General features: G+C 67.5%; 27 protein-coding genes and 1 tRNA gene. 22 read left to right on the forward strand and 6 right to left on the reverse strand.

The genetic code is table 11. The features are described from left to right. Window positions 1-53: 53 nt before the first annotated feature. A complete protein-coding gene (locus FB459_RS04715) occupies window positions 54-632 on the reverse strand; it encodes a 5-formyltetrahydrofolate cyclo-ligase (protein WP_141927627.1) in 579 nt (192 codons plus the stop codon). A 90-nt stretch (window positions 633-722) separates the two neighbouring features. On the opposite strand from FB459_RS04715, the gene galU reads away from it, so the two are divergent. The 10 genes from galU to FB459_RS04765 all read left to right on the forward strand — a co-directional run bounded on the left by galU (window position 723) and on the right by FB459_RS04765 (window position 8641). After that, window positions 723-1667, forward strand: coding sequence for a UTP--glucose-1-phosphate uridylyltransferase GalU (galU, locus tag FB459_RS04720; RefSeq protein WP_141927628.1), 945 nt, complete (start codon window positions 723-725; stop codon window positions 1665-1667). Then, window positions 1667-2881, forward strand: a complete 1215-nt coding sequence (locus tag FB459_RS04725; RefSeq protein WP_129625308.1) for a molybdopterin molybdotransferase MoeA — start codon at window positions 1667-1669, stop codon at window positions 2879-2881. The genes galU and FB459_RS04725 overlap by 1 nt, the downstream gene beginning before the upstream one ends. Next, window positions 2878-3360, forward strand: coding sequence for a cyclic pyranopterin monophosphate synthase MoaC (gene moaC, locus FB459_RS04730; RefSeq protein ID WP_141927629.1), 483 nt, complete (start codon window positions 2878-2880; stop codon window positions 3358-3360). The genes FB459_RS04725 and moaC overlap by 4 nt, the downstream gene beginning before the upstream one ends. Window positions 3361-3364: 4 nt before the next feature. Further along, window positions 3365-3847, forward strand: a complete 483-nt coding sequence (locus FB459_RS04735; RefSeq protein WP_342771012.1) for a MogA/MoaB family molybdenum cofactor biosynthesis protein — start codon at window positions 3365-3367, stop codon at window positions 3845-3847. Then, window positions 3840-4478 (forward strand): GNAT family N-acetyltransferase, encoded by a 639-nt coding sequence (locus FB459_RS04740; protein ID WP_141927631.1) that lies wholly within the window; start codon window positions 3840-3842, stop codon window positions 4476-4478. The genes FB459_RS04735 and FB459_RS04740 overlap by 8 nt, the downstream gene beginning before the upstream one ends. 40 nt (window positions 4479-4518) lie before the next feature. Continuing rightward, the gene (locus tag FB459_RS04745) at window positions 4519-5472 is read left to right on the forward strand and encodes a hypothetical protein (protein ID WP_141927632.1); all 954 of its coding nucleotides are present in this window, start codon (window positions 4519-4521) and stop codon (window positions 5470-5472) included. A 186-nt stretch (window positions 5473-5658) separates the two neighbouring features. Then, window positions 5659-5734 (forward strand) — tRNA-Ala (locus FB459_RS04750). Window positions 5735-5992: 258 nt separating this feature from the next. Next, window positions 5993-6520, forward strand: coding sequence for an inorganic diphosphatase (locus FB459_RS04755; protein WP_205744701.1), 528 nt, complete (start codon window positions 5993-5995; stop codon window positions 6518-6520). Window positions 6521-6522: 2 nt separating this feature from the next. Then, window positions 6523-7032: a PH domain-containing protein gene (locus FB459_RS04760; protein ID WP_246092318.1), complete on the forward strand. Its 510-nt coding sequence runs from the start codon at window positions 6523-6525 to the stop codon at window positions 7030-7032. A gap of 1 nt (window position 7033) precedes the next feature. Further along, window positions 7034-8641: a PH domain-containing protein gene (locus FB459_RS04765; RefSeq protein ID WP_141927633.1), complete on the forward strand. Its 1608-nt coding sequence runs from the start codon at window positions 7034-7036 to the stop codon at window positions 8639-8641. Window positions 8642-8661: 20 nt separating this feature from the next. Here the strand turns inward: FB459_RS04765 and FB459_RS04770 are convergent, their stop codons facing one another. Then, window positions 8662-10296, reverse strand: coding sequence for a dolichyl-phosphate-mannose--protein mannosyltransferase (locus FB459_RS04770; protein WP_246092319.1), 1635 nt, complete (start codon window positions 10294-10296; stop codon window positions 8662-8664). 44 nt (window positions 10297-10340) lie between these two features. On the opposite strand from FB459_RS04770, the gene rsmI reads away from it, so the two are divergent. Then, window positions 10341-11171 (forward strand): 16S rRNA (cytidine(1402)-2'-O)-methyltransferase, encoded by an 831-nt coding sequence (gene rsmI / locus FB459_RS04775; RefSeq protein ID WP_141927634.1) that lies wholly within the window; start codon window positions 10341-10343, stop codon window positions 11169-11171. A 325-nt stretch (window positions 11172-11496) separates the two neighbouring features. Here the strand turns inward: rsmI and FB459_RS04780 are convergent, their stop codons facing one another. Both FB459_RS04780 and FB459_RS04785 read right to left on the reverse strand, forming a co-directional pair. Further along, window positions 11497-11793: a DUF3592 domain-containing protein gene (locus FB459_RS04780; RefSeq protein ID WP_170221711.1), complete on the reverse strand. Its 297-nt coding sequence runs from the start codon at window positions 11791-11793 to the stop codon at window positions 11497-11499. Between the two features lie 49 nt (window positions 11794-11842). Continuing rightward, on the reverse strand, window positions 11843-12442 hold the full coding sequence (locus tag FB459_RS04785) for a DUF4126 domain-containing protein (RefSeq protein WP_141927636.1): 600 nt from the start codon (window positions 12440-12442) through the stop codon (window positions 11843-11845). A gap of 136 nt (window positions 12443-12578) precedes the next feature. On the opposite strand from FB459_RS04785, the gene metG reads away from it, so the two are divergent. The 6 genes from metG (at window position 12579) to FB459_RS04815 (ending at window position 20012) form a co-directional block, all read left to right on the forward strand. Beyond that, window positions 12579-14369: a methionine--tRNA ligase gene (gene metG / locus FB459_RS04790; RefSeq protein WP_141927637.1), complete on the forward strand. Its 1791-nt coding sequence runs from the start codon at window positions 12579-12581 to the stop codon at window positions 14367-14369. Then, on the forward strand, window positions 14366-15220 hold the full coding sequence (locus FB459_RS04795) for a TatD family hydrolase (protein WP_141927638.1): 855 nt from the start codon (window positions 14366-14368) through the stop codon (window positions 15218-15220). The genes metG and FB459_RS04795 overlap by 4 nt, the downstream gene beginning before the upstream one ends. Before the next feature lie 210 nt (window positions 15221-15430). After that, window positions 15431-16297, forward strand: a complete 867-nt coding sequence (locus FB459_RS18025) for a resuscitation-promoting factor (RefSeq protein ID WP_129625320.1) — start codon at window positions 15431-15433, stop codon at window positions 16295-16297. A gap of 81 nt (window positions 16298-16378) precedes the next feature. Then, window positions 16379-17257 carry a 16S rRNA (adenine(1518)-N(6)/adenine(1519)-N(6))-dimethyltransferase RsmA gene (gene rsmA, locus FB459_RS04805; protein WP_129625321.1) on the forward strand — a complete coding sequence of 293 codons (879 nt, stop codon included), beginning with the start codon at window positions 16379-16381 and terminating at the stop codon, window positions 17255-17257. Between the two features lie 9 nt (window positions 17258-17266). After that, the gene (locus tag FB459_RS04810) at window positions 17267-18193 is read left to right on the forward strand and encodes a 4-(cytidine 5'-diphospho)-2-C-methyl-D-erythritol kinase (protein WP_141927639.1); all 927 of its coding nucleotides are present in this window, start codon (window positions 17267-17269) and stop codon (window positions 18191-18193) included. 7 nt (window positions 18194-18200) lie between these two features. Continuing rightward, complete coding sequence (locus tag FB459_RS04815) at window positions 18201-20012, forward strand: ABC-F family ATP-binding cassette domain-containing protein (RefSeq protein WP_141927640.1); 1812 nt, start codon at window positions 18201-18203, stop codon at window positions 20010-20012. 121 nt (window positions 20013-20133) lie between these two features. Here the strand turns inward: FB459_RS04815 and FB459_RS17170 are convergent, their stop codons facing one another. Continuing rightward, the gene (locus FB459_RS17170) at window positions 20134-20286 is read right to left on the reverse strand and encodes a hypothetical protein (RefSeq protein WP_170221713.1); all 153 of its coding nucleotides are present in this window, start codon (window positions 20284-20286) and stop codon (window positions 20134-20136) included. Here FB459_RS17170 and FB459_RS04820 point away from each other — a divergent pair. The 3 genes from FB459_RS04820 to FB459_RS04830 all read left to right on the forward strand — a co-directional run bounded on the left by FB459_RS04820 (window position 20276) and on the right by FB459_RS04830 (window position 23363). Then, the gene (locus FB459_RS04820) at window positions 20276-21052 is read left to right on the forward strand and encodes a hypothetical protein (protein ID WP_141927641.1); all 777 of its coding nucleotides are present in this window, start codon (window positions 20276-20278) and stop codon (window positions 21050-21052) included. The two genes, FB459_RS17170 and FB459_RS04820, sit on opposite strands and share 11 nt — an antisense overlap. Before the next feature lie 111 nt (window positions 21053-21163). Beyond that, window positions 21164-22210 carry a hypothetical protein gene (locus FB459_RS17175; protein WP_170221715.1) on the forward strand — a complete coding sequence of 349 codons (1047 nt, stop codon included), beginning with the start codon at window positions 21164-21166 and terminating at the stop codon, window positions 22208-22210. Window positions 22211-22469: 259 nt separating this feature from the next. Further along, window positions 22470-23363: an SCO4651 family lipoprotein gene (locus tag FB459_RS04830; RefSeq protein ID WP_141927642.1), complete on the forward strand. Its 894-nt coding sequence runs from the start codon at window positions 22470-22472 to the stop codon at window positions 23361-23363. Between the two features lie 78 nt (window positions 23364-23441). Here the strand turns inward: FB459_RS04830 and FB459_RS04835 are convergent, their stop codons facing one another. After that, window positions 23442-24728, reverse strand: coding sequence for an integrase catalytic domain-containing protein (locus tag FB459_RS04835; RefSeq protein ID WP_211345110.1), 1287 nt, complete (start codon window positions 24726-24728; stop codon window positions 23442-23444). 325 nt (window positions 24729-25053) lie between these two features. On the opposite strand from FB459_RS04835, the gene rplJ reads away from it, so the two are divergent. Both rplJ and rplL read left to right on the forward strand, forming a co-directional pair. Further along, on the forward strand, window positions 25054-25659 hold the full coding sequence (gene rplJ, locus FB459_RS04840; RefSeq protein WP_141927643.1) for a 50S ribosomal protein L10: 606 nt from the start codon (window positions 25054-25056) through the stop codon (window positions 25657-25659). A gap of 63 nt (window positions 25660-25722) precedes the next feature. After that, window positions 25723-26112: a 50S ribosomal protein L7/L12 gene (gene rplL, locus FB459_RS04845; protein WP_129625328.1), complete on the forward strand. Its 390-nt coding sequence runs from the start codon at window positions 25723-25725 to the stop codon at window positions 26110-26112. Window positions 26113-26286 lie beyond the last annotated feature (174 nt).

Here is a 26286-nt window from a genome sequence, read left to right on the forward strand (position 1 = left end):
GCCGCCAGCGTGGCGAAGCCCGAAAGGTGCACTTCGCCCCCTCCCGCCGTCGGCTACGGGGCGATTCTTCCAGTACCCCTGTCGCGCATGCGAACACCCTCGGTCGTCAGGACGCCGTCGACCCGGGCGTCATGTGTTTCTCTCGGGACGGATGCGACGAGTTCATCCGGGAAGATCATCGCGATCACCGGTACTCCGGGGCGCAGCAGTCCGAGGGTGCGGTCGTAACAGCCGCCGCCCTGGCCCAAGCGGTAGCCGTCCAGGTCGATCGCCAGGCCGGGGATGAGCGCGACGTCGGCCGCTACGACCCCGCCGATGCCGAGGTCGACGTCCGGTCGCATGGCGTCGTGCCAGGACAGGCGCAGGTCGGCGAGCGTGTCCGGCACGATCACCCGCCAACCCGCCTCCTGCAACGCGCAGATGAGGACCTCGGTGGGCGGTTCGGTGGCCCACGACTCGTACGCGGTGATGGTGCCGGGTTCGAACCCGGCGAGGTGCTGCAGCAGACCGTCCCGGTAGGCCGCAGCGAGGGCGGCCCGGTCGGTCGCCGGGTCGTCGCGACGCGCACGGCGGGCGGCGCGCACCTGTGCCCGCGCGGCGGGCTTGTCCTCGGGCAGGGTGAGCACGCTCATGGGTCCAGTCTGAACCCGGCGAGCGGCGTGTGCACGGACGCCTCGGGCGCCTGACCCGACGCGCGGCGCTGCTCCATTAGCCTTGCGCCCATGAGTGCGTCCCGCAACGACCCGGTCCTGAAGGCCGTCATCCCGGCCGCCGGTCTCGGCACCCGGTTCCTGCCCGCCAGCAAGGCGATCCCGAAGGAGATGCTGCCGGTCGTCGACAAGCCGGCCATCCAGTACGTGGTCGAGGAAGCCGCACGCGCCGGCATCGACGACGTCCTGATGATCACCGGGCGCAACAAGGCCTCGCTCGAGGACCACTTCGACCGCCACTGGGAACTCGAGGCGGCGCTGGAGCGCAAGCTGGACGACGAGAAGCTGCGCCGGGTGCGCAAGTCGGCCGATCTGGGCAATGTCCATTTCGTCCGTCAGGGCGAACCGCTCGGGCTCGGCCACGCGGTGCTGCAGGCCAAGGCGCACGTCGGTGACGCACCGTTCGCCGTCCTGCTCGGTGACGACCTGATCGACGAGACCGAGCACCTGCTCGAGGACATGATCGCCGCGCGCGGTCGTCATGGTGGCTCCGTCGTGGCGTTGATGGAGGTGCCGGCCGACCAGATCCACATGTACGGCTGCGCCGCCGTCGAGTCGATCGACGGAGAGACAGACGTCGTGCGGGTCACCTCGATGGTGGAGAAGCCCAAAGCCGAGGACGCACCGTCGAATCTCGCGATCATCGGGCGGTACGTGCTCGACCCCTCGATCTTCGCGGTGCTGGAGCAGACCGCGCCCGGACGCGGGGGCGAGATCCAGTTGACGGACGCACTGCTCGCCCAGGCCCAGAGCAGGAACGACGGCGGCGGTGTGCTCGGCGTCGTCTTCCGCGGCAACCGCTATGACACCGGAGACCGTCTGGACTACCTGAAGGCGGTCGTCCGGCTGGCGGTTCGCCACCGCGAGATCGGCGACGATTTCCGTTCGTGGCTCGGCGAGTGGGTCGAGACCGACGAGGGCTCGGGAGCGGCCGAGGGCCAGCAGCTGAAGCACTGATGGAACTGCTTGCGCCGTCCGACTACTCCGCACGCCTCACCGAGGCCGTTGCGGCCCTGCCGGCGGTCGACGTGGCGGTGACCGACTGTCTCGGTCTGGTGCTCGCCGAACCGGTGATCGCCCGAGCCTCGCTTCCGGGCTTCGACAACTCCGCGATGGACGGTTACGCCGTGCGCGCGCAGGACGTCCCCGACGCGGGCACCGTGCTGCCGGTCGCCGGCGTTGTACCGGCCGGCGACACCCGCCGCAACCGCCTCGAGCCGGGTACGGCGTGGCAGATCATGACGGGCGCGCCGGTGCCGGACGGCGCCGACACTGTCGTCCAGGTCGAGTTGACCGACGGCGGTACGGACGAGGTTCGTTTCGAGCGGGCGGCCGAGCCGGGTGTGTCGATCCGGCGGGCCGGTGAGGACGTGTCTGCGGGTGACGAGGTGCTCGCTGCTGGCACCCGGATCGCGGCCAGGCACGTGCCGGTCCTGGTCGCAGCGGGCTCGGCGACGGTGCGGGTCATTCCGCGCCCGAAGGTGGCGGTCATCAGCACCGGCGATGAATTGCGTTCTGTCGGAGACGAACTGGCTTACGGGCAGATCATCGACACCAACGCGCCCATGCTTGCCGCACTTGCGCGTCAGGCCGGCTTCGAGGTCGTACACATCGGACGCAGTGGCGACACCGCCGAGGCCGTCCTGGCCGCCGTGGAGCAGGCGTCCGACGCCGGCGCAGACGCGATCATCACCACGGGCGGGGTGAGCGCGGGAGCGTTCGAGCCGCTCAAGGCGGCGTTCGAGGGCGGCAGCGAGATCACGTTCAGCAAGGTCGCGATGCAACCCGGCAAGCCGCAGGGTTTCGGAATCATCGGTGACCGGATGCCGCTGTTCGCGCTGCCCGGCAACCCGGTGTCGTCCCTGGTGTCGTTCGTGATGTTCGTCGCGCCCGCGCTGCGCACCATGGCCGGGAGGACAACCGACATCGCCTGGCTGTCCGCACGGGTCACGAAGGGATGGCGTACCTCGCCCGGCCGGGCGCAGATCGCGCGGGTTCGCCTGTCGCAGAACGACCACGGACTCGGCGTCGCACCCAGCGGCGGCCCGGGATCACACCTGATGGGTGGTCTCGCCCACGCCGATGCACTCGCCTGGATCGACGCCTCCGTGGACGAAGTCACCGCAGGCGACGAGGTGCGCGTCGTCTCGCTGGAAGGGGAATTCGCATGACCGACAAAGGTTCTGGTCTGACCCATGTGCGATCGGACGGTTCGGCGCACATGGTCGACGTCAGCGCCAAGCAGATCACTGCTCGCGAGGCGAAAGCGCGCGGGTCGGTGTTGCTGTCGGACGCCGCCATCGACGCGCTGCGCTCGGACAACGTGCCGAAGGGAGACGCGCTCGCGGTCGCCCGCATCGCCGGCATCCAGGCCGCCAAACGGACCCCCGAGCTCGTCCCGCTCGCCCACCCGGTCGCGATCCACGCGGTCGCAGTCGACTTGCGAGTCGAGGACGACCGGGTCGAGATCGAGGCGACCGTCCGCACTGCCGACCGCACCGGCATCGAGATGGAGGCGCTCACCTGCGTCACCGTCGCGGCGCTCGCGCTGGTCGACATGGTCAAGGCGGTCGACAAGCATGCGCGGATCACCGACGTCCGGGTCACCGCCAAGTCCGGTGGGCGCTCGGGCGACTGGACCGAGGCGTAACGCCGTGCGAACGGCGGTGGTCATCACGGCCTCGACCCGCGCTGCGGCCGGTGTCTACGACGACCGGTCCGGTCCGATTGCGGCGCAAGCGTTGCGGCAGTGGGGTTTTCACGTCGACGAACCCGTGGTCGTTGCTGACGGTCCGCCGGTGGGTGAAGCCCTCCGCGCCGCTATTTCTTCGGGCGCCGACCTGGTGCTGACCACCGGTGGCACCGGACTCAACCCCACCGACAGCACCCCCGAACAGACCTCGCCGTTGCTCGACCGGCAGGTGCCGGGCATTCCCGAGGCGCTGCGAGCAGCCGGTGTTGCAAACGGAGTGGCCGGCGCGATCCTGTCGAGAGGTCTCGCCGGCGTCGCCGGACGGACGCTGGTGGTCAACCTGCCCGGTTCGACCGGGGGAGTGCGCGACGCGATCGACGTATTGCATCCGGTGGTCGAACACGCCCTCGATCAGATCGCCGGCGGAGACCATCGGCGTGAGTGACCGCCCGTGGCCGGTTGCGGTCGAAGCAGTACACCTCGGTCGGCGAATCAAGCTGCGACCGTTGCGAACTCGGGCTGATCGCAACGAGTACCTGCAGTTGCGGCGTGACAATTCCGACTGGAACCGTCCCTGGGACTCCTCTCCGCCGGTGCCGCTACCCACGGGGATGTCGTTCGCGCAGATGGTGCGCCAGCAGGATCGCGAGGCGAAGGCCGGGCGCCTGCTCCCGTTCGTGCTCGAGGTCGACGGTGCGATGGCCGGTCAGGTGCACCTGTTCGGCATCTCCCGAGGTGCGCTGCTGTCCGGCTCCGCCGGTTACTGGATTGCCGAATCCCTTGCCGGACAGGGGATCATGCCGTTCGCGCTGGCGATGACGATGGACCACGGTTTCGAGCGCGAAGGGTTGCACCGGGTCGAGGTCAACATCCGTCCGGACAACCCACGCAGCCTGCGCGTGGTCCAGAAGCTGGGCCTGCGGGACGAGGGTCTGCGAGAGCGGTACCTGCACATCGACGGGAAGTGGCGCGACCACCGCACCTTCGCGCTGACGACCGAGGATTTGGACGGCGAGAGCGTCGTCGACCGTCTCAATCGGCTTTCACGGCAGTCACTTCCGCGACACACCGAGTAGGTCCGCTGCTGCTGCGGTTCGCACAACTACCGTCGGGTTCGTGCCGACCACAAGCTTGCTCATCCTCCTCGTCGTCGCAATCTGGGCTGCCTATCTGCTGCAGCATTGGATCCGCCGACGGGAAGCGATGGCGACCGCTCGTTCGGTCGACCGGTTCTCCGAAGCGATGCGGGTGCTCGCCAAGCGCGACCCGCTGCCGCAGGGGATCGCACCGATGGTGCGCCGACGCTCCGCCGCCGAGCAGGCACCGCAGGTCAGTGTCAAGGCAGCCCGCACCTCCTTGCGCGCCGGACAACCCACCGTGGGAGACAAGATGAACGACGAAAAGCATGTGCCGCAGCACGATTCGCGGCGTGACCGGTTCGAGGGCATCACCACCGGTGGCAAGCAGGCACTCGCCAAGGTGCGCGGTCTCGACGGACGTCAGGTTCGCGGCATCTCGCTGCTGACCGCGCTCGGGTTCACCGCACTGATGCTCGTGCTCGCTCCCTTCGGAGTCGTCTCCTGGTTGGCTCCGCTCGCCGGAGTGATGATCACCGCCGGTGTCGTGCTGTGGCTGCGCAACACCGCGATCGCCGAGCGTCGGGCTCGCGAGCAGGCCCGCCCGACCCGTGCGCCGCGTCGTACTGTCCGCACCGAGTCGTTCGCGGCACCGGCCGAGCCGATGGCCGACACGATGAACGAGCCCGTCGCAGTCGAGGAATCGCGCATCGTCATCGAGACCACCCCGAGCCCGGCGCCGTTCGGGTTCGAGGAGCAGCCGCAGGAAGCGCCTGTTGTGCAAACCGCAGTTGCCGAGCAGATCTTCGACGCCGAGGGCTGGCAGCCCACCTCCGTCCCGCGTCCGACGTACGCGATGAAGGAGCGGGCGCCGCAGACTCAGGTCGCACCGGCCGCCACTGTTGCCGACACCCCGGTCGAGGACCTTCCGTTCGACGGCCTGGCCCTGGACGAGGAACTCGAGGAACTGCCTGCGGTCTACCGCGCCGGCTGATCTCAACAGCACCACAAAGCGCGACGGTCGCGCCTTACGCCCCGGTACGACGCGGTACTCCGGCGTAAGGCGCGACCGTCGCACTGTGTGCCGGCTCGGGTGCGAAGTGCATGCGCTGAAGCCTACGAGCGAGTCCCGCTCCGATTGGTGAGCTCGCGGCGGCTGGTGTTATCGTTTCCTCGCTCTGGGGCTATGGCGCAGTTGGTAGCGCGTCTCGTTCGCAATGAGAAGGTCAGGGGTTCGAATCCCCTTAGCTCCACCACATTGAGAGGGAGCTCAGGCACACAGTGTCTGAGCTCCCTCTCGCTTTCTCCGGCACAGGGGAGACCGTCATCTGGCGGACCAGAGACCTCGTCTGGACATCCAGATCTCAACTGGTGCGGCCGGCGCTGGCAGATGTAACCCGGACCGCCAGTCGCGATCAGGATGGCAAGACGAAACGCCGGACCAGCCGGTTGATAGGCTCCCAACGCACAATTGGGCACGATTCCGCGCGATTCCAGGAGCAGATCGAACAGTGGTGGACTTCAATGAGGCCTTCGGCCCGGGAGACGTCGACGGTGGCCTCATCAACGTCGTCATCGAGATCGGCAAGGGCAGCACCCTGAAGATCGAATGGGACCGCGAGAACAAGGTGATGAAGCTCGACCGCGTCGAGCCGCAGGTGTTCACCAAACCCACCAGCTACGGATTCATACCGCAGACACTGGACGAGGACGGCGACGAACTCGACGTGCTGGTGCTGACCGAGGAACCGCTGCCGACCGGGCTGGTCATGGAGGGCCGTGTCGTCGGCATCATGAAGTTCATCGACGACGGTGAGGTCGACGACAAGGTCGTCGTGGTCCCGTCCGATGACCGCAACACCGGCGACGGCATCACCAGCCTCGACGACGTGAACCCGCAGCTGATCAAGCAGATCGAGTTCCACTTCAACAACTACAAGGCGCTGAAGAAGCCCGGTTCGACGAAGGTCGACCACTGGGGTGACGCCGCGGAGGCCATCGAGGTCATCCACGAGTGCATCGAGCGCTGGAACACCAAGTAGTCGTGTCACAGGTCGAGGGGGCGGCCGCACTGCTCGGGCGAGAGCCCGCTCACCGCGTTTCGCCGCGCGCGAAATGGATGTGGCTGTGCTCGGAGGCGATCTCCTCGGTCGTCGTGATCGGCATTCTCATCTGGGTCTGGACCAAGGACTGGATCCCGGGTCCATGGGACACGACCCTGCTCGTCCTGGCGATCGTCGAGGCGATCGTCAGCATGATCGTTCAGCCGCAATGGCGTTACCGGGTGCACCGGTACGAGGTCACCGACCAGGCTGTCTACACCCAGCACGGCTGGCTGAACCAGGAGCGCCGGATCGCCCCGATCCCGCGCATCCAGACCGTCGACACCGAACGCGGGCCGCTGGCCCAGCTGTTCAAGCTGTCCACTGTGACGGTCACGACGGCGTCCGCGAAGGGGGCACTGCGGATCGTCGGCCTCGACCGCACCGAGGCCGACCGGATCGCAGCCGACCTCACCCGCATCGCTGCGGCGGACGGTGGGGACGGCACCTGAGATGAGCGACGATCAGCAGCCCGATGCCGGTCTGGACGATACGGCGCGACAGGACCACCAGAGCCTGCCACCTACGCCGCCGCAGAACGATGCCGGCGAATGGAGCCGCCTCGACCCGCGGATGCTGCTGATCCACCCGTTCCGCGAGATCGGTCGGGCCATCCCGCTGCTGGTCGGTGCACTGTTCGCCGGACGCAACCTCGGCGGCGGCACCGGCTGGTTGTGGCCGGTCGTGGGCACCGTACTGGTCGTGTTGTTCGGTGTGCTGCGCTGGTTCACCACCACCTACCGCTTCACGCCCGAGCACATTCAGTTGCGCACCGGACTGTTCGAGAGGTCCACCCTGGCGGCCGCCACCGACAAGGTCCGGACGGTCGACGTCACCGCGCCGCTGCTGCACCGGCTGGTCGGGTTGGCGACGGTCGAGATCGGCACCGGCGCGGGGGACAAGCCGGTCAAGCTCGACGGTCTTCCTGCGTCCGAGGCAGCCCGTCTGCGCGCCGACCTGCTGCAACGCCGCCGGACGCCGGCGCCGAACTCACTCGAGCACGAAGGCGCGGGCAGCGACACCGACGAGAACGCCGAAGGTGCTGTCCCGCAATGGGTTTCGAAGGATGAAGCCGATGAGGTGCTCTACCGCTTCGAACCCAAGTGGTTGCTGTACGCGCCGCTGGGACTCGCCGGCTTCGCGACCGCCGGTGCGGTGCTGGGCGTCCTGTTCCAGACGGTCGACCAGCTGAACTTGTGGCCCTCGGACGATTCCGCCGTCAACGACTCATGGACCCGCGCCGAGAACCTCGGTGTGTTCGCGATCATCGCCGTTGCTGGACTGCTCTTCCTCGCCGTCGTTTCACTGCTGGCCGTCGTGGGCGCTGCGATCAGCAACTTCGGTTTCACGCTCGGTCGCGATGTGCACGGCCGCACCCTGCACCTGCAGCGTGGTTTGTTCACCACCCGCTCCACCTCGTTGGAGACTCAGCGGTTGCGCGGCGTCGAGGTGCAGCGTCCGATCCTGTTGCGCCGCTTCGGTGGTGCGCGGCTGACGGCCATCGTCACCGGCTTCTCTCTGGACGCCGACGCGGGTCAGCGGGCGGTGCTCGCGCCGTCGTCGCCCTACGAACGCATCGTGCAGACCGGCAACACCGTCCTGCGCGGTGACATCCTGGGCGGCCCGCTTCGCCGGCACGGCAGCGCCGCGACCCGACGTCGTTACATCCGCTCGATCGTCCCGGCCTCGGTGCTGGCCGTGGGTCTGGTCGTCGGCGGTCACTTCCTCGGCCGCATCGTGCCCGCGATCGTGCTGGCTGTGTTGCTCGTGCTCGCCTCGATCCTGCTCGGACGGTCCCGCGCACACTGGCTCGGCCACGCCGTCGTCGACGACCACCTGGTGACCCGCAGCGGATCGCTCGCGATGAGCACCGCGGCACTCGACCTCGACGCCACTGCCGCAGTCACTGTGCGGCGCAGCTTCTTCCAGCGTCGGGCCGGCTTGGCCTCTGTGGAGGTCGCTCTGGGCGCGGGGCGCCAGGGCTATCGGGTCACCGACCTGGCGGACCACAGCGCCGAGGAACTCACCGCCTTCGTCGTGAACCGGGCGATGCGCCGCTGACCAGCGGAGCAACTACCGGATCAGGACCAGCTGGGCAGCCACATCCGCGCCTGCCAGTGGCTGTGCGGGATGACCTGCGCGGTGTAGATCGGCCAGAAGAAGACGAACATCGCCACGCAGGCGACGACGATGGCGCCGACCGCGATCATGCCCCGTTTACGGCGCTGCGCGGACGCGTCCGGCGCCCCGAGCAACAGCCCGAGCACGAACACGACGGCAAGCACGACGTACGGGGCGAACGCCACCGAGTAGAACGTGAAGATCGTCCGCTCCTGATAGGAGAACCAGGGCAGCCAAGCGGCCGCGATTCCGGCCAGGATCGCCGGTGCGCGCCAGTCACGTTTGAGCACCCAGTGGAAGATCAACACCACGAGCGCGATCGTGCCCAACCACCAGATCAGCGGCGTGCCGATCGGGTTGATCACCTTCGCGCACTTGGCCACCTCGCAGCCCTCGGCGCCGCGGTTCGGCCACTCGGCGAAGAAGAGCGTCGGGCGCGACTGGATCATCCACGACCAGGGGTTCGACTCCCAGTTGTGCGGGCTGACGATGCTCGCGGCCGAGGTGTACATCTCCTGGTGGTAGTGCCACAGCGACCGCATCGAGTCAGGCATCCAGCCGAACAGCGAGCTGTCCGCAGACAGCCCGGAGTCCTTGTCGGCCGGGTTGTTCGCGGCCCAGTTGCGGCCCCACGCGTCCTTCGACGCGAACCAGCCCCACCAGGTCGCGAGGTAGGTCGCGAGTGCCACCGGGATCATGAAGACCATCGCCGGGAGCGCGTCCTTGAAGATCGTGCCGCTGATCCAGTGGCGGCTGCCGACCGCGCGTCGCGCGCCGAGATCCCACCACACGGTCATCAGACCGAAGAAGACCAGGAAGAAGCCACCCGACCATTTCGTGGCCAGGTCGAGTCCGATGCACAGGCCCGCGACCCAGCGCCAGGGACGCAGCCCGAGGAACGGCCCCGACCACGCGGCCTTGTCCTCGGTCCAGGTGCCCTCAATCTTCATTCGAGCGACCTTGTCGGCGAGGATCCCGCGGGTACGTTCACGATCGGCCAGCAGCGCGACGAACGCGGCCAGCGCCCAGAACATCACGATGATGTCGAGGATCCCGGTGCGCGACATCACGAACTCCTGGCCCTCGAAGGCCATGAGTAGGGAGGCGATGATCGCCAGCAACGGAGAACGGAACAGGTGCCAGGCGGCGCGTCCGGTCAGGTAGATCGCGAGCGTGCCCATCAGGGCGACCGCGAAGCGCCAGCCGATGCTGTTGTCGATGCCGAAGATCCACTCGCCGGCGCCGATCAGCCATTTCCCAAGTGGTGGGTGGACGATGAAGTCGGCCTCGGTGCCGTAGACACCCTGCTGCCAGTTGCCCATCGTGAACAACGAGTCGGCGGCCTTGCCGTCCTGCACCGCTTGGGTCGGCTTCATCTCGTAGCCGTACTGCATCATCGACCAGCCCTGCTTGACGTAGTACGTCTCGTCGAAGACCAGTTGATGCGGGCGTCCGAGTTCCCAGAAGCGAAGGACTCCACCGATCACGGTGATGATGGCCGGTCCGAGCCAGGCCCACAGCTTCTCCTGCGCCGTACGGGGTCGACCGAGCAATCGTCGTCGCAGCGCCTCGCGCTCGGCGGTCAGGGAAGACACCCGGCGAGCGTAATACCCGGGCGAGGGAAACTACGCTGCGACTCATGGCTGAAGGTGTGCTGGTGCTGGCTGCGACTCCGATCGGCGACCCGAGGGACGCCGCGCCCCGGCTCGCCCAGGAATTGCGGGAGGCCGACGTCGTCGCCGCGGAGGACACCCGGCGGCTGCGTCGGCTGATGGACGCGCTCGAAATCACCACGTCGGCGAAGATCATCAGCTACCACGAACACAACGAGGCGTCCCGCTCCACCGAGCTCGTCGACACCGTTGCCCGCGGCGGACGCGTGGTGGTGGTGACGGACGCCGGCATGCCGTCGGTGTCCGACCCGGGTTACCGCGTCGTGGCGGACGCGGTCACGCGCGACCTGCGGATCACCTGCGTCCCCGGGCCGTCCGCCGTCCTGATGGCGCTCGCGGTCTCAGGTCTGCCGGTCGACCGGTTCTGCTTCGAGGGGTTCCTGTCCCGCAAAGCGGGGGAGCGGTCGCGACAGATCTCCGACCTCGCTGCCGAACGCCGAACGATGGTCTTCTTCGAAGCGCCCCACCGATTGGCCGACATGTTGGAGGCGCTCGCCGACGGTCTGGGCGCCGACCGGCGGGCGGCGGTCTGTCGCGAACTCACCAAGACCTACGAGGAGATCAAGCGCGGCGGCCTGGCCGATCTCGCGCAGTGGGCGGTCGAGCACGCCCGTGGCGAGATCACGGTCGTCGTCGAAGGCGCCCCGGCCGTCCGGACGACGGTCGAGGACGCCGTCCCGCAGGTGCTCGAACTCGTCGCCGAGGGCGACCGCCTCAAGGACGCCGCCGCCGCCATCGCCCAGGAGACCGGGTTGTCCAAGAAGGCCCTCTACGACGCGGCCCTCGCCGCCCGCTGAACCCACGGTGGTCGAGTAGGTGCGGAGCGTTAGCGGACTCTCGCGCTTGTCCTGAGCCGACGCGAGGGACGAGCGTCGTGTCGAAGGGATCGAGACCACGCAAGAACGCTGGTCGAGTAGGTGCGGAGCGTTAGCGGAGTGCCGCGATCGAGACCAGGTGAGGACGACGTGAACCTGCCCGATGTGGTTGTCTTCCAGCGGATCTCGCGTGGTCTCGACCGCGCTCGGTCGCTCACGCTCCCTCGCTACTCGACCAGCGTTTGGGGGTCTCGATCGCGGCACTCGCCCTTCGGGGCCCCGTACCGACTCGACCAGCGTTTTCCGGCTACTTGACGTTGCAGAGCGGGTCGTAGGGCAGTCGAATCGTGGCTTCGTCCGGGTCGTCGGTGACGTAACAGACCCACACCTTGGAGCCCTGCCACTCGAACGCGTCCTTGTCCACACGTCCCTCGACCGTGTGCGTCGATCCACCGGCCCGGAACCTGACCTCGAGAGCGAGGTTGTCCCCGTCGGCCGCGCGCGAGGTGACGGTGCCCTCGGTCATCGACCGCAGGGTCGGTTGCCGGGACTGCTGCCACCACCAGTAACCGGCCAGCAGCACCAGCACGAGCCCGGCCGCCATCAGACCGAGCGGCAGTCGAACCGACGGACGCCCGGACGGGGCCGGCCGGCTAGACAAGTGCTTCGGCGTCGCGCCGCCGCCGTCCGTACCGCCGCACCCGACGGATCAGGCGCCACATCACCCACGCCAGGACGGCGAGCGCGACGATGACGAGCACCGGGATGAAGATCGCGATCAACGACAGACCGATGGAACTGACGTCCTCGGCGGTCGACACGATCGGGGCGCCCAGACCGACGGACGCGGTGTTGATCAACGGGCGGGCACTCGCCTTGCCGGCGTGCACGACGGCCGCGATGAGGCCACCGCCGATCGCGGAGATCCAGGGGTTCTCGGTCATGAACGTGGAGTTGTCCAGCGTGCCCGCCGACGAGGTGGCCGCCGCGACCACACCACCGATGGTCGGCCGCACGGCGGTGCCGACGATGTCGTTGAGACTGTCGACCGCCGGGATCTTGTCGAGCACCACCTCGGTCAGCAGCAGCAGCGTGGCGCCACCGATCGCCCACGGCGACTCGATCCACTCGAAACTCGCCGGCAACGTGATCACGTCGCTGAACCGCGCCACGATCGCGACGAGCAAGAACGGGACGTAGGCGTTCAACCCGGCTGCGGCGGACAGGCCGGCACCGGTCAAGGCTGCGAACATTCCGCATCCTCCTGCAAACTTCGGCGACCATCCTGGCGGCGGTCGAACAACCGATGCAACCAACGTAGCGGCGCGACTTCGCATTCCGGGAAAGCCCGCGCGGAGCACGCCGATCGCACTCCTAGGATGGGTGACCATGAAGGTTTTGTCCGCAGTTGCCTGGCCGTACACCAACGGTCCCCGCCACATCGGCCACGTCGCCGGTTTCGGGGTGCCCTCCGACGTGTTCAGCCGGTACATGCGGATGGCCGGCCACGACGTCCTGATGGTCAGCGGCACCGACGAGCACGGCACGCCGATCCTGGTGCTGGCCGACAAGGAGGGCGTCGGCGTCCAGGAGATCGTCGACAAGTACAACGCGGTCATCGCCCAGGACCTCACCGACCTCGGGTTGTCCTACGACCTGTTCACGCGCACGACCACACGCAACCACTACGCGGTCGTGCAGGAACTCTTCCGCGGCATCCACGACAACGGATACATGATCGAGCAGACCACGCAGACCGCGGTCAGTTCGGTCAACGGACGCACCCTGCCCGACCGGTACATCGAGGGCACCTGCCCGATCTGCAAATACCCCGAAGCGCGCGGCGACCAGTGCGACAACTGTGGCAACCAACTCGACCCGATCGACCTGATCGACCCGATCAGCAAGGTCGACGGGCAGCCGCCGAAGTTCGTCGACTCCAAGCATTTCTTCCTCGACCTGCCGGCCTTGGCGGACGCGTTGCAGCAGTGGCTGGACGAGGTCGACTCCGCCGGCACCTGGCGTCCGGGCGTCATCAATTTCGCCAAGAACATCGCCAAGGACATGCACCCGCGCGCGATGACCCGCGACATCGACTGGGGCATTCCGATCCCGGTCGAGGGCTGGGACGACAAGCGGCTGTACGTCTGGTTCGACGCGGTCATCGGCTACCTGTCGGCGTCCATCGAATGGGCGCGGCGCCTGGGCGAGCCGCAGAAGTGGCGCGAGTGGTGGAACAACGCCGAGATGAAGTCCTACTACTTCCAGGGCAAGGACAACATCACCTTCCACGCCCAGATCTGGCCGGCCGAACTGCTGGCCTACATGGGCAAGGGGGACAAGGGCGGAGAGCCCGGCGGCTACGGCGACCTGCAGTTGCCGACCGAGGTGGTCGCGTCCGGCTTCCTCAACCTCGGCGCCGGCCAGTTCTCGACCAGCCGCGGCAACGTGATCTACGTACAGGACATGGTGGCCCGCTACGGCCCGGACGCGCTGCGCTACTTCATCTGCGCCGCCGGCCCGGAGCAGCAGGACTCCACCTTCACCTGGGAGGAGTTCGTGCAGCGCAACAACTCCGAACTCGTCGCCGGGTGGGGCAACCTGGTCAACCGCACCGCCGCGATGATCGCCAAGAACTTCGGTGAGGTGCCCGCACCCGGCTCGCTCGAGCCGATCGACGAAGCGCTGCTGGCGCAGATCACCGGTGGCTTCGCGACGGTCGGCGACATGCTGGCCGAGCAGCGCCAGAAGCCGGCCATCGCCGAAGTGATGCGCCTGGTGCGCGAGGCCAACAAGTACGTGTCCGACACCGAGCCGTTCAAGCTCAAGGGCGACGACCAGCGCGAACGCCTGGCCACCGTCCTGCACACGCTCGCGCAGGCGGTGCTCGATCTCAACACGATGATGGCGCCGTTCCTGCCGCACTCCTCCAACAAGGTCGCCGAGGTGTTCGGCATCACCGAGTTCATGCCGATGCCCCGCCTGGAGCAGGTGCGCGACCTGGACGACGAGTCGCGCGGCTACCCGATCATCACCGGCGAGTACACCTCGACCCCGCGCTGGGAGTCGCGCCCGGTGACCGTCGGCACGCCGATCGCGAAGCCGACGCCGATCTTCACCAAGCTCGACCCGTCCGTGGTCGAGGAGGAGAACGCGCGGCTGGGGCAGCCGCAAGCATGAGCGGCACGCAGGGTTCCTCACACTCGACGCCGCCGGCGGCGCCGGATCCCTTGCCCCTGCCGATCGTCGACAACCACACCCATCTCGACATCAGCCGGGAGGGTCAGGGCCCCGTCGACGTCGCGGACGCGATCGCCGCGGCCAAGCGGGTCGGGGTCAACCGCATGGTGCAGGTCGGTTGCGATCTGGACGGGGCCCGCTGGACGGTCGAGGTCATCGACCGGCATGCGGAGTTGTTGGGCGGCATCGCGATCCACCCGAACGAGGCGCCCAAGCACGAGGCGCGCGGCGACCTGCGCCAGGCGTGGGACGAGATCGAACGGCTGGCCGCGCACCCGCGCGTCCGAGCGATCGGGGAGACAGGCCTCGACTACTTCCGTACGGGTCCGGACGGCGTTGCGGCGCAACAGGATTCGTTCCGATGGCATATCGACCTGGCGAAGCGCACCGGTAAGGCGCTACAGATCCACGACCGCGACTCCCACGACGACGTGCTGCGGATCCTGGCCGAGGAGGGCGCGCCGCAGAAGGTGGTGCTGCACTGCTTCTCCGGCGACGTCGCGATGGCCCGTGAGTGTGTCGACCGCGGTTACTTCCTCAGCTACTCGGGCACGGTCACCTTCAAGAACGCGCGACCGTTGCGCAACGCGCTCGCGGTGACCCCGCTGGAGCAGGTCCTGGTCGAGACCGACGCACCGTATCTCACTCCGGCACCCCACCGCGGAGCCCCGAACTCGCCCTATCTGACGCCGATCACGGTCCGTCTGATGGCGGACGTCCTCAATGTCTCCGTGCCCGCGCTGTGCCAGGCGGTCTCGGACAACAGTGAGGCCATCTACGGACCGTGGTGACGCACACCTCGTTACCAAAATTTGACCTTTTGTCGGTCCATGAGTCACGGTTGATGGGCTAGTCCCGTGGTGACACACCTCGGACGCCCGGTCACGTGTGGCCGAATCCCCGGACATTTCCGGGGACCAGTGCGAGAACGTACGGCTCGTCGAAGCCGACACCGATCGCGAGCGTCCGTCGCCGGGGAACCGTACGTTATTGGAGACATTTTGAACTTCCGCACGCCCACCCGCTCGATGACCGTCGCTGCCGCCGCCGTCGTGGCCGCACTCAGCCTCACCGCCTGTGGCGGTTCCGGCGACACCGCTGCGAACACCCCGGTGCCGACGTCCTCGACGTCCAGCGCTGCGTCGAGCATCAGCTCGTCCTCGTCCGCCACCTCCAGCTCGACCACCTCCAGCTCGACCACCTCGAGCTCGACCGCCGCCAAGGCGACCACCTCGAAGGCTGTTGCCAAGCCGTCCGCGACGGCATCGGCTGCCGCCCCGGCCCGTGCATCGCAGAGCACCCGCGCCGCCCGTTCGGCCGCGCGTCCCGTCCTCAAGACCGTCGTGGAACACCGCGTTCTGGCGTTCGACGTCGTGAGCCGCAAGGACTCCTCACTCGCCAAGGGCACCACGAAGGTCGTGCAGCGCGGCGTCGCCGGCACCCAGAAGGTCACGCTGACCCAGACCCTCCTGCAGGGCCGCATCTCCAACGTCGTGGTCGCCAAGCGTGAGACCGTGCAGCAGCCCGTGAACGAGGTCGTTGCCGTCGGCACCAAGGTCGCTGCTGCGGCTCCGTCGCGCACCACCCAGGCTCCGGCCACGCCGAAGGCCACCGGTGGCAACACCAGCAACGCGGGCATGTGGGACCGGATCGCCCAGTGCGAGTCCGGCGGCAACTGGTCGATCAACACCGGCAACGGTTACTACGGCGGCCTGCAGTTCGCGCAGGGCACCTGGGCCGCGATGGGCGGCACCGCCTTCGCGCCGCGCGCCGACCTCGCCTCCCGCGCCCAGCAGATCACCATCGCCAACAAGCTGTACGCCCAGGCCGGGCTGCAGCCGTGGGGCTGCGCACACGCTGCCGGCTGATCGAGGCATCGTCACTACAGCGGTAGTACAGGAAAGTGGGCGCAACAGCGTCCACTTTCCTGTTGTCGTTAGGCTCGCGGAGTGACTGACCAGCCTGCCGCCGACGAGGCCTTGCTCGGGCCTGCCGAGATCCGTGAACTCGCGGCCGGGCTCGACATCCGCCCGACCAAGCAGTGGGGACAGAACTTCGTCATCGACAAGGGCACGGTCCGCAAGATCGTCCGGCTGGCCGGTGTCGGCGCCGACGACGTCGTGGTGGAGGTGGGTCCCGGACTCGGTTCGCTGACCCTGGCGCTGCTGCCGCAGGTACGTCAGGTCGTCGCCGTCGAGATCGACCGGCGCCTGGCCGAACAACTGCCCAAGACCGTCGAGACGATGGCGCCCGCCGTGCTCGACCGGTTGCGCGTCGTCCAGCAGGACGCCTTGACGGTCACCGAACTGCCCGACCCCCAGCCCACCGCGCTCGTCGCGAACCTGCCCTACAACGTCTCGGTGCCGGTGGTGCTGTCGATGCTGCAGCGCTTCCCGAGCATCGAGAAGGTGCTGGTGATGGTGCAACTCGAGGTCGCCGAGCGGCTCGCGGCCGGGCCCGGCAGCAAGGTGTACGGAGTGCCGAGCGTGAAGGCCGCCTGGTACGCCGACGTGCGCCTCGCCGACAAGGTCGGGCGCAATGTCTTCTGGCCCGCGCCGAACGTCGACTCCGGTCTGGTCTCGATGGTTCGCCGGGAGCCGCCGCGCACCGATGTGCCGGCGGCGCAGGTGTTCGCGTGCGTCGACGCCGCGTTCGCGCAACGCCGAAAGACCCTGCGTGCGGCGCTCGCCGGATGGGCCGGATCGCCTGCCGCAGCCGAAGAGGCACTCGTCCGGGCCGGCATCGACCCGACCCTGCGCGGGGAGCGCCTGTCGGTGCATGACTTCGCTGCGCTCGCGGCGGCTCGCGCCGCCCCGTCGAACGCATAGGGTGCAGACATGGCCGCCAAACAACCAGGGGTGACGGTTCGCGCACCCGCGAAGGTGAACCTGTGCCTCGGCGTGGGCCCGGTGCAGGGCGACGGCTACCACCCGCTCGCGACGGTGTTCCACGCCGTCGACCTGACCGACACCGTGACGGTGCGTCCGTCCAAGCGCTGGGAGTGCACGGTCACCGGCCCGTACGCCGACCGCGTACCGACCGGCGGTTCGAACCTCGCGATGCGCGTGGCGCAGCGGCTCGCCGACGAGTGCTTCGAGGCCGGTCCGGTCTCGATGACGATCGACAAGTCGATCCCGGTCGCCGGTGGAATGGCCGGCGGATCGGCCGACGCGGCCGCTGCGATCATCGCGATCGACCAGTTGTTCGACCTGCAGCTCACCAAACTCGACCACCAAGAGCTGGCCACCGACATCGGCGCCGACGTGCCGTTCATCCTCGCCGGCGGCACCGCGCTCGGCACCGGCCGCGGTGACCAGTTGGCTCCGGTGCTGACCACCGGTCGCTACGAATGGGTCTTCGCCCTGCAGGACGACGGGCTGTCGACGCCCGCGGTGTACGCGGAGTTCGACCGACTCAACAAGGGACGCAAGGTGCCGCTCCCGCAGGCTCCGGAGGAGATGATCGCGGCGCTGCGCAGCGGCGACCCCCGCGAGCTCGCGGGGGCCCTGTCCAACGATCTGCAGGAGGCGGCGATCTCCCTCATGCCGAAACTGCAGAAGACGATCGACACCGGTTTGGCCGAAGGCGCGCTCGGTGCGATCGTGTCCGGCTCCGGCCCGACCGTGGCTTTCCTGTGTGCCGACCGTGCGGCTGCTCTCGACCTGATGGTGGGGCTCACGGCCAGCGGGGTCGCGGACGACGTGGTGTCGGCCGGTGGCCCGCACCCGGGTGCGCGGGTCGTTTCGAATATCCGAACTGTCTGAAGGATCGATGGCGAATCTCATTGCTGCCGAGCGGATTTCGCTTGCGCTCGGCACCCAGCAGTTGCTCGACGAAGTTTCTCTCGGTGTGGGCACCGGTGACCGGATCGGCATCGTGGGCCGTAACGGTGGTGGCAAGACCACGCTGCTGTCGGTGCTCGCCGGCAAGCAACCGATCGATTCGGGTCGCCTGACTCGCACCGCAGGTCTCACCGTCGGGGTGCTCACCCAGCAGGACGGCCTGTCGCCCGAGTCCACCGTCGCCGAGGCGGTGCTCGGTGATCTCGCCGAACACGAATGGGCCGGTCAGGCCCGCGTCCGGGAGATCCTCGACGGCCTGCTCGGCGGGGTCTCCTTGTCGGCGGTCGGCGGTCACGACGCACTCGTCGGACCCTTGTCGGGTGGTGAGCGGCGTCGAGTTTCGTTGGCGCGCTTGCTGATCGACGACCCCGACGTGCTGCTGCTCGACGAGCCGACCAATCACCTGGACGTCGAGGGCGTGCAGTGGCTGGCGACCTACCTGTCCACCCGGCGGGCCACGGCGGGCAACGCGCTCGTGACCATCACCCACGACCGGTGGTTCCTGGACGCCGTCGCCACCCTCACCTGGGAGGTCGTCGACGGACGGGTCGAGCAGTACGAAGGCGGATACGCCGCGTACGTGCTGGCGAAGGCCGAGCGGTCACGGGTGGCTGCGGCCACCGAGGACCGTCGACAGAACCTTCTGCGCAAGGAACTCGCCTGGCTGCGAAGGGGAGCGCCCGCCCGTACCTCGAAGCCGAAGTTCCGCATCGACGCTGCCAACGAACTCATCAAAAGCGAGCCCGACCCACGCAACGAGGTCGAACTGGTGCGTTTCGCGACGACCCGTCTCGGCAAGGACGTCATCGACCTGCTGGACGCGTCGGTCAGCGTGGGTGATCGCGAACTGATCACCAAGCAGACCTGGCGGCTGGCTCCCGGCGAGCGCACCGGCATCGTCGGAGTGAACGGCGCCGGCAAGTCGACGCTGCTGCGCGCGATCGCCGGCCTGCACCCGCTGTCGGCCGGCAAGCGCAAGGAGGGCCGCACCGTCCAATTGGCCTTCCTGACCCAGGAACTGCGCGAACTGGACGAGGTGATGGGGCTGAAGGTGATCGACGCGATCACCGAGGTGAAGTCGTACATCATGCTCGAGGGCAAGGAGACGAGTGCGTCGTCCCTGGCCAAACGCTTGGGGTTCAGCGGCTCTCGTCAGCAGACCCGGGTTTCCGATCTCTCCGGTGGTGAGCGTCGACGGCTGCAGTTCCTGCGGTTGCTGATGACCGAACCCAATGTGCTGATGCTCGACGAGCCCACCAACGACCTCGACATCGAGACGCTCACCTCGATGGAGGACGTGCTGGACGGCTGGGCCGGCACCCTGCTCGTCGTCTCCCACGACCGGTACCTGCTGGAGCGCATGTGCAACCGTCAGGTCGCGCTGTTGGGCGACGGACGCATCCGTGAACTACCCGGCGGCGTGGAGCAGTTCCTCGAACTTCGTTCTGCCGCAACGCGATCGGAGGCTTCCACGGCGCCCACGTCAGCGTCGGCTCCTGCCGCGGCGTCCGCCGGTTTGTCGGCCGGAGAGGTCCGCGAACTTCGCAAGACCGTCGCCCGTCTCGAGAAGTCACTGGCCCGCAGCGCCGAGCGCGAGCAGCGGTTGCACCAGCAGTTGCTCGAGGCCGCGACCGATCACGTCAAGGCGGCCGAACTCGACGCGCAGTTGCGGGAGATACACGCCGAACGCGATCAATTCGAGATGGAATGGCTCGAAGCGGCTGAACGGCTCGACGACTGACGCGTCCCGAAGGGCTACCTTTGGGGGAGTGCTCGGCAGGGGGTCGAGCGCCCGGAGGGGGAGCCATGCGAAAGATCGCAGTCACGGTCACATTGGCGAGTGCGTTGGCGCTCACGGGATGTCAGGACAACAAGGTCAATCCGGCTCCGACGTCCGGCACGAGCAGCGCGACCACCTCATCGAGCACCAGCACGAGTTCGGGTGTGGCACCGACGTCCACGTCGAGCACGAGCAGCAGCGAATCGTCCTCTGCGGCACAGGCGGTGGGCAGCAAGGTCCCGGGAGCGACCCTGGCGCAGCAGATCCACGCGGCGCTCACGGACGCCAAGACGGTGAAGTACTACTCCGGCAACCTCGGTTCTGCGCAAAGTTCGTCCCCGAGCTCGGACAGCCTCACCGACACGGTGCAGCTGAAGCTGGACGACCCGATGACGGCCGCCTTCACCGACGGCGGTTCGAGCAAGCGGGACGTCATCGCGGTCGACGGTGTGGTCTACGGGTATGACCGCCGGTCGAAGAACTGGGTGAAGCAGTCCCAGACACCGAGCCCGCTGGAGCAACAGTTCGTCGCCACGTACACCTCGCAGATCGCAGAGCTCGACCCGCGCGTGGCCGCCGACATGCTCAGTGCGGGCGAGGCCGTGGTCAAGGGGCAGACCACCATCGGCGGCGTCCAGGCCACCCACTATGCGGTCACCGCCACCGGTGCTGCACTGATGGACAAGCAGGTCGCCTCGATGAAGGCGCACGGTTGCGACCTGCTCGCGGTGCCGGAGATCAAGAAGTCGTTCGACAAGGCGAAGGCGAAGGATGGCGCCACGCAGTACACGCTCGAGGTCTTCCTCGACCCGCAGAACCGGCCGTTGGTGTACCTCGAGCCGACGAAGGGGGGCGGCTCGAAGTCGGGTCGCGACTACGCGAAGTACACCGGGTACGGCGACGAGTTGAGTATCGAGGCGCCCTCGTCGTGGAAGACCTTCGCCGAGGTGGAGAAGCTGTCCCCGACGGCGTCTGCCCGCACATCCAGCTCGTCCTCCTGAGGTTCGGGTCACGGTTGCGTGACAACGGCATCCGAATGGAGTGTGCCGTCGTAATCTGATCAGGCACGGTCGTCGCCCGTCGCCCGTCGCAACGTCAGCAAGGGGAGAGTCATGCGCACCATCGCTGCCGCCGCAGTCGCCGCCATCACCGTCGTGTCGCTCGCGGGCTGCGGCCAGCAGCCGACCGAACAGCCCGCCGCCTCCTCGCCGGCGAGCACGAGTGCGCCGTCGTCGACGTCGTCCCTGAAAACCACCTCGTCGACTGCTGCGAGTGCCACCTCGTCGAGTTCGACGACGGCATCGTCGTTCACCAAGCCGGCTGCCGGTGGGAAGGTCGACGCGGCTGCGTTCACCGACACGGTGTGGGGTGCGGTCGATGCGGCGAAGTCGGTGAAGCTGGCGCTGTCGGTGCCCGGCGAGGAGACGATGAAGATGGCCGTGGCCAAGCCCGGCCCGAACCGCACCGACCTCGAGATGAGCGACAGCGAGAGCGGTTCCATGCGGATCGTCGACGGCTCGCTCTATTTCCCGATCCCGCCGCAGGAGCGCCAGAACGGCAAGTCCTGGGTCGTTGTCGACAAGAACACCGAGTCTCCGATGGGCAAGATGATGAGCATGGCGCTGTCGTCGATGACCTCGATGGCGCAAGGGGATCTGCAGCGTGGCGCCATGGCCAAGGCCGCGGTGACCTTCGTGGGTGACGAGAAGGACGGCGCTCACTACCGGGTGGCAGTGCCGGCGACCGCGATGCTCGATGCCATGCAGAAGATGTTCGACACCGTCGTCTCCGGCGCAGGTGCCTCCGCGTCCTCGTCGATGGCCAAGGAGATGAAGCAGGCACGCACCAGGCTCGCCGGAAAGACGGTCAGCTACGACTACTGGCTGGACGCCTCCGAACGGCCGGTCGTGGTCGTCGCCGACCTGTCGTCGTTCCAGGGCGCGATGGCCGATGGCGAACTACCCAAGGACGCGATGGGGCCGGCGAAGATGACCGTTCGCTATTCCGAATGGAACGTCCCGGTGCGGGTGGTCGCTCCGCCGGCCGCGCAGACGATGTCCTTCGACGAGGCGATGAAGAGCATGGGCGACGCGGGCATGTTCGGCCCGGGTGGCACCGGCGAAGAGACCGCGTCCAGCAGCGCGTCCTCGCCGGCCTGATCGCTCAACCGCTCACCGCAGCCGGCGTCTCCTGCAGCAGATCGTCCGCGTCGATCCTGTTCGGTCGAGTTCGTGCTCGATTCCGGTGGTGTCGTGGTCGGTGTGCGTGGCGGGCCCCCTTGGTCGTCAATGATCCTTCATCATTCGAGGACGCGGCCACACCTGCGTTTCGTCAACACAGGCTCGTCGCACCTGGGTCGCCCGTACGATTGGTCGACGGTCGACCCCTCGTCGGCCGCTGCGACACAAGGGAACTTACATGCGAAACATCTTCGGATCGGCGCTTCTCGCGGCCGGCCTGACCGCCACTCTGACCGCGTGCGGCGGCAGCGACGACGGCGCGTCCTCCACCACGTCCTCGACCATGTCTTCGAAGACGGCGTCCGCCTCGTCCTCGTCGACCAGCAGCAAGCCGACCCCGACCGGACCGACCCCAGGGGCCACCGTTGACGCGAAGGCATGGGCCGACACGTCCGACAAGGCACTCAAAGCAGAGAAGTCGTATCGGATCAGCGAGGTGAGCACGGCCGATTCGGGCACGACCACCGGCGCGATGGTGCGTGGTGCAGGTGATCGCGTCGACCTGATGGCCGAGATGCCCGGCGAGGGCGGCCTTCGCTACATCGACGGGAACGCCTACATCCAGTCGCCGGAACTGCCGGGCAAGTGGATCAAGTTCGACAAGACGAGCACGAACCCCGAGGTGAAGGACTTCCTGGAGGGAGTGCGGCGCGACGTCGACGGCGACGAAGACATCAACGTCCTGGCTGCGGGCAAGGTCACCTTCGTCGGTGACGAGGCCGAAGGCAAGCACTACAAGGCCCAGGCACCGGCTGACCAGTTCTACGAGGACGAGGTGGACGAGGACTCCGAGACCGAGCAGGGCGGCCCGGTCGACCGCAAGGCGGACAAGGCCAAGCTGAAGGACAGGACGGTCGACATCGATGTCTGGCTCGACGCCAAGAACCGCCCGGTGAAGGTGAAGACCGACTCGACCGGCTTGAGCGGTCTGGGCTTGTCGGCGAAGACGTCCGACGTCGTGTTCGTCTCCACGACGACCTACTCCGGCTGGGGCGAATCCGTGAAGATCGAGGTGCCGCCGGCAGCCGCCACGGTCAGCGCGGACGCGCTGTCCGGCCAGGGTCAGGCCTGACACCGGACGCGGACGGGTTCGCGCCCGTCCGCGTCCACCGGCTTCTCTCCCTGCTCCGGGCGATCATGTTGACTCACGTCAAGATGCCCGCGTGGAGTGAGTCGTTGACTCATCTGAATTTGCCCGCTTGGTGGGGTGGATTTTCTTGCGGCTGAGGTAGGTCGCGTTGCGCTTGGGTCGTTGTTCGACTTTGCCTCTGCGGCGGGCGAGTTCGATGAGACTGGCTTGGATCGCGTGGATCTGACGGCGTAGTTCGGCGGGGTTGATCTGGGTGGCTCGTGTGCTCAGGTCAGCGGCGTCTTGATCGGTGAGGTACTGCGGGTGGTCCCGGGTCAGGCGGTGCAGCGGGGTCGCGGCGGTGTCGTAGGTTTTGGTGACCTTGGCGCCGTTGCGAGACTTGCTGCGCAGCTTTTGTTGGGGCAGGTAGAGGTTGTCGAGTGCTGCTTGCAGGGGCCACAGTTGGTTGAGCAGGTCGAGCTCGTGGCGGGTGTCGTACCGGTAGTAACCGACCGCGCGGCGGACGCTGGACCAGTTCTTCTGCTCGACGTAGGCCTGGTCGTTGCTGTGGTGGGCCCGGCCGCGGGTCAGGGTGATACGTCGCGCGTCGCACCACTTCGCGAGGTGGTGGTTGATGAACTCGCCCCCGTTGTCGGAGTGGATTCCGTTGATGCCGAACGGGAATCGCAGGATCAGGTCGGTCAGGCCGGCGGCGACGATTCGTTCGCCTTTGGAGCGGACACTGATCGCTTCGGTCCAACCGGTCGCGATGTCGGTGGCGTCCAGGGTGTAGTGGAAGGCTCCGTTGTTGTCGCCGCCTTCGTGTGCGACCAGGTCGATCTGGAGGAAGCCGGGGACGGTTTCGTTCCATTCGTGCCAGGTCTTCATCGGGATGCTGGCCTTGAGGAGGCTGCCGGGTTTGGTCATCGACCGGCCCTTGGTCGCGATCAGGCCGGTGCGGTGTGGTTTGAGGCGGCGGTCGATCGTGGCGGGTGACATTCGTAGCAGCGCGGCCAACGTGTCAGGGGTGCAGTGCAGTTCGCCGTGGGCGATCAGCGCGGTGGTCAGGTCGGGCAGCGCAGGGTGCAGTCGCTTCCCGGTGGGGCCGTCCAGGACCACCCAGCAGGTCACCAGGGCATCGATCACGGCAGGGTCGTAGCGGTAGACCGGATCACGCTGTGCTCGGGGACGATTCGGGTCATGACCGGCGACCGCGCGGCGGAGCATCTTGCGGGCGTGGTCCCTGTGCCACCCGTTGACCGCGACCAGATGGTCCAGGATCGCTGTCTTCTCCGCCTTCGTCGCCTTCGGCCACGCCTTCACCTGCGAGACCAGGACCGCCTTGCGCTGACCCACCGTGAGCTCCATCCATCGAGGCTGCACCCCACGCGGGCATTCTGGGATGAGTCAATGACTCCACCCACGCGGGCATTTAGCGTGAGTCAACGCGGCGATTTGGTCGGATGCGACATTCGCCCGTAGCATTGAGTTACCAATGACCGCCGGTCGGTGCGATCCCGCAAGGGAAAGCGTCCGAAGGTCCCGCCGAAACGGGCGACCAGCGTAGGTGAGCACAAGGTAATTCCACGAACGTACGGATGCCGTACGTTCCTGCGAGCCCTGAGCGCATCTGCGCCGGGGCTCTTTTCGTTGTGGCCACGGCGATCGGCAACCACGATCGAAGGAGGTCCGCATGGCGAAGTCCGACAAGAACGCCGCCATTGCCGAACTTACGGACAAGTTCCGTGAGTCGGGTGCGGCCGTGTTGACGGAGTACCGCGGTCTGACCGTGGCGCAGCTGACCCAGCTGCGTACTGATCTCCGCGAGCACGCGACCTACGCCGTGGTGAAGAACACGCTCACCGAGCGTGCTGCCAGCGAAGCCGGTGTCACCGCCTTCGACGGTCAGCTCGTCGGTCCTTCCGCAATCGCTTTCGTCACCGGTGACCCGGTCGAGGCGGCCAAGAAGTTGCGCGACTTCGCCAAGGCGAACCCGCTCCTCGTGATCAAGGGTGGCGTGCTTGACGGCAAGCCGCTCTCGGCCGAGGAGATCACCAAGCTCGCGAGCTTGGAGTCCCGCGAGGTGCTTCTGGCCAAGCTGGCCGGCGCGATGAACGCGTCGCTCAGCCAGGCTGTGTACCTCTTTGCTGCCCCGCTGTCGCAGACCGCCCGTGTGGTGGACGCGCTGCGTGCCAAGGTCGAGACCGAGGGCCCCGCGTCCCCGGCTGCCGACGAGGCACCGGCTGCTGCAGACGAGGCCGGCACCACTGACGTCGCCGAGGGTGGCGACGAGAACTGAGCACCCGCTCGGTTCGCACTTTTCACACACAGCCACTCACGGCATTAACGAAAGGAAGCCATCATGGCGAAGCTCAGCACTGACGAGCTCCTTGAGGCCTTCAAGGAAATGACCCTCATCGAGCTCTCGGAGTTCGTGAAGCAGTTCGAGGACACCTTCAACGTCACCGCTGCGGCCCCGGTCGCGGTTGCTGGCGCTGCCCCGGCAGCAGGCGGCGGCGACGCCGGCGCTGCTGAGGAGCAGTCGGAGTTCGACGTCGTTCTGGTCGCTGCCGGCGACAAGAAGATCGGCGTCATCAAGGAGGTCCGCGCGCTGACCTCCCTCGGTCTGAAGGAAGCCAAGGACCTCGTCGACGGCGCTCCCAAGCCCGTCCTGGAGAAGGTCGACAAGGCTGCCGCCGACAAGGCCAAGGAGCAGCTCGAGGGCGCCGGCGCCACCGTCGAGCTCAAGTGAGCCTCGCTGCCTAGGCAGCAACTCTCGCGAAGCGGGTCGGACCGAAAGGTCCGGCCCGCTTTGTCGTTGGACGGTGATCAACGGTGCTCGAGTAGGTGCGGATCACGGTGGTCGAGTAGGTGCGGATCACGGTGGTCGAGTAGGTGCGGATCACGGTGGTCGAGTAGGTGCCGA

The sequence above is a fragment of the Yimella lutea genome (assembly GCF_006715095.1).
Classification (GTDB): Bacteria; Actinomycetota; Actinomycetes; order Actinomycetales; family Dermatophilaceae; genus Yimella; species Yimella lutea.

Coding starts and splice junctions, on each gene's coding strand:
- FB459_RS04815 (WP_141927640.1), top strand. CDS start 18,201: ATGGCGAATCTCATTGCTGCCGAGCGGATTTCGCTTGCGCTCGGCACC.
- FB459_RS04715 (WP_141927627.1), bottom strand. CDS start 632: ATGAGCGTGCTCACCCTGCCCGAGGACAAGCCCGCCGCGCGGGCACAG.
- FB459_RS04785 (WP_141927636.1), bottom strand. CDS start 12,442: ATGTTCGCAGCCTTGACCGGTGCCGGCCTGTCCGCCGCAGCCGGGTTG.
- moaC (WP_141927629.1), top strand. CDS start 2,878: ATGACCGACAAAGGTTCTGGTCTGACCCATGTGCGATCGGACGGTTCG.
- rsmI (WP_141927634.1), top strand. CDS start 10,341: ATGGCTGAAGGTGTGCTGGTGCTGGCTGCGACTCCGATCGGCGACCCG.
- FB459_RS04795 (WP_141927638.1), top strand. CDS start 14,366: ATGAGCGGCACGCAGGGTTCCTCACACTCGACGCCGCCGGCGGCGCCG.
- FB459_RS04780 (WP_170221711.1), bottom strand. CDS start 11,793: ATGGCGGCCGGGCTCGTGCTGGTGCTGCTGGCCGGTTACTGGTGGTGG.
- FB459_RS17175 (WP_170221715.1), top strand. CDS start 21,164: ATGCGCACCATCGCTGCCGCCGCAGTCGCCGCCATCACCGTCGTGTCG.
- FB459_RS04765 (WP_141927633.1), top strand. CDS start 7,034: ATGAGCGACGATCAGCAGCCCGATGCCGGTCTGGACGATACGGCGCGA.
- rplL (WP_129625328.1), top strand. CDS start 25,723: ATGGCGAAGCTCAGCACTGACGAGCTCCTTGAGGCCTTCAAGGAAATG.
- FB459_RS04725 (WP_129625308.1), top strand. CDS start 1,667: ATGGAACTGCTTGCGCCGTCCGACTACTCCGCACGCCTCACCGAGGCC.
- FB459_RS04830 (WP_141927642.1), top strand. CDS start 22,470: ATGCGAAACATCTTCGGATCGGCGCTTCTCGCGGCCGGCCTGACCGCC.
- FB459_RS04810 (WP_141927639.1), top strand. CDS start 17,267: ATGGCCGCCAAACAACCAGGGGTGACGGTTCGCGCACCCGCGAAGGTG.
- metG (WP_141927637.1), top strand. CDS start 12,579: ATGAAGGTTTTGTCCGCAGTTGCCTGGCCGTACACCAACGGTCCCCGC.
- galU (WP_141927628.1), top strand. CDS start 723: ATGAGTGCGTCCCGCAACGACCCGGTCCTGAAGGCCGTCATCCCGGCC.
- FB459_RS04835 (WP_211345110.1), bottom strand. CDS start 24,728: ATGGAGCTCACGGTGGGTCAGCGCAAGGCGGTCCTGGTCTCGCAGGTG.
- rplJ (WP_141927643.1), top strand. CDS start 25,054: ATGGCGAAGTCCGACAAGAACGCCGCCATTGCCGAACTTACGGACAAG.